The following is a 1,526-nucleotide window of genomic DNA, read 5'->3' as shown; positions in this document are numbered from 1 at the left end:
CGGAGCGTGAGGACCGTTGTCCCGGTATTTCACCAATCATGGTGGCGGCTAGTGACAGTCTCGTCACGCAGTGCAAGGGTGCCGGATCATGACGACCCCGCCGCGCACGGCGTCGACGATCTGGGTATCGGTGCCGGTCGGCGGCATTTCCAGGTCGAGGCCCGCGGCGAGTGCCGCCACGCGGTCGTTGACCGCTCCCCAGTCCGAAACGACGAGGCCGTCGAAGCCCCACTGTTCGCGCAGTACCTCGGTGAGCAGCCAATGGTTCTGGCTCGAGTACACACCGTTGATCTTGTTGTACGAGCACATGACCGTCGTCGGGGCCGCGGTCTTGACGGCGTATTCGAAGCCGGCCAGATAGATCTCGCGCAGCGTGCGTTCGTCGACGTCGGCACTGACTCTCATCCGGTCGTGTTCTTGGTTGTTGGCAGCGAAGTGCTTGAGCGAGGTTCCGACGCCGCGAGACTGGATACCGGTGATCAGCGCTGCCGCGACGCGGCCGGAGAGGAATGGGTCCTCGGAGACGTATTCGAAATTCCTGCCACACAAGGGTGATCGTTTGATGTTGATGCCTGGGCCGAGGAGGACCGAGACCTGTTCGGCTTTGGCTTCGTCGCCCAGAGCCTCACCGACCTGGCGGATGAGGTCGAGGTTCCACGACGAGCCCAACCCGACCGCCGGTGGGAAACATGTCGCTGGAATGCTGTGGCCGAGTCCGAGTGCGTCGCCGCCCTCGGGTTGTTTCCGGACTCCGTGCGGACCGTCGGTCAGGAGTATCGATTCGATTCCGGCAACGGACTGGCTGTGCCAGAAATCCGAGCCGGACGTCAACGACGCCTTCTCCTCGAGTGAAAGCCCGTCTACGTAATTCTCGGTCACGTCATTCCTCCCGGTGGCAGCTGTGAGTTCCACTCACCACCGTAGGGGGATTTTTCGGACTTCGGGGTGGGTCAGGACGGCGCCTTCGAGGTCAGGAACGTAACAACCATGTCGCCGAGCATTGTTCGAAGATGCTCACGATGCGTCGAGTCGGTCAGATCGCGGTCGAAGAACTGATCGGACCCGCCGACCTGCAGCGTGCAACCCAGATCGCGTCGCAAGTGCAGGTAGTCGTTGGCTTGGAGCAGCATGTAGCTGAACTCGGTGTACGACATCCCGTCCGACTCGAGACGACGCTTCACGGTGTCACGCGCAAGCATGACGTTCACGGAGAAGTGTTTGCCGACGTCACGCAGGAAGTCGATGGCCGACATCTTGCCGGTCCAGTTCATGTTGTTCTCGATGACCGCACTCGTCGGAGAATCGTCGAAATCCACGAATCGTTCGAGCTGACCACGGATGCGTCCCGCCCAGTCAGCGACAGTGTCGGCGGAGTTCATCGTCCGTTCCCCGACATCACGGGGGTCACCGATCAAGCCTGTTGCTCCGCCGGCCAGAACGATCGGACGGTTGCCGGCACGCTGAAAACGCTTGAGCGCGAGAAGCGGAACCAGGTGGCCTGCGTGCAAGCTCGGTCCGGTCGGGTC

The 1,526-nt window shown here is 62.0% G+C and carries 1 protein-coding gene and 1 pseudogene; both read right to left on the bottom strand.

From position 1 onward, the window contains the following. Positions 1 to 63 precede the first annotated feature (63 nt). Positions 64 to 879, bottom strand: a complete 816-nt coding sequence (locus ABT116_RS45435; RefSeq protein WP_351646921.1) for a glycoside hydrolase family 3 N-terminal domain-containing protein — start codon at positions 877 to 879, stop codon at positions 64 to 66. Between the two features lie 170 nt (positions 880 to 1,049). Continuing rightward, positions 1,050 to 1,526: pseudogene (gene tyrS, locus ABT116_RS45430) on the bottom strand (tyrosine--tRNA ligase); the annotation flags it as partial.

Origin of the sequence: Streptomyces sp. NPDC002130, assembly GCF_040296465.1 — a bacterium.
Taxonomy (GTDB): Bacteria; Actinomycetota; Actinomycetes; order Streptomycetales; family Streptomycetaceae; genus Streptomyces.
This window is presented reverse-complemented; position numbering and strand designations above follow the sequence as displayed.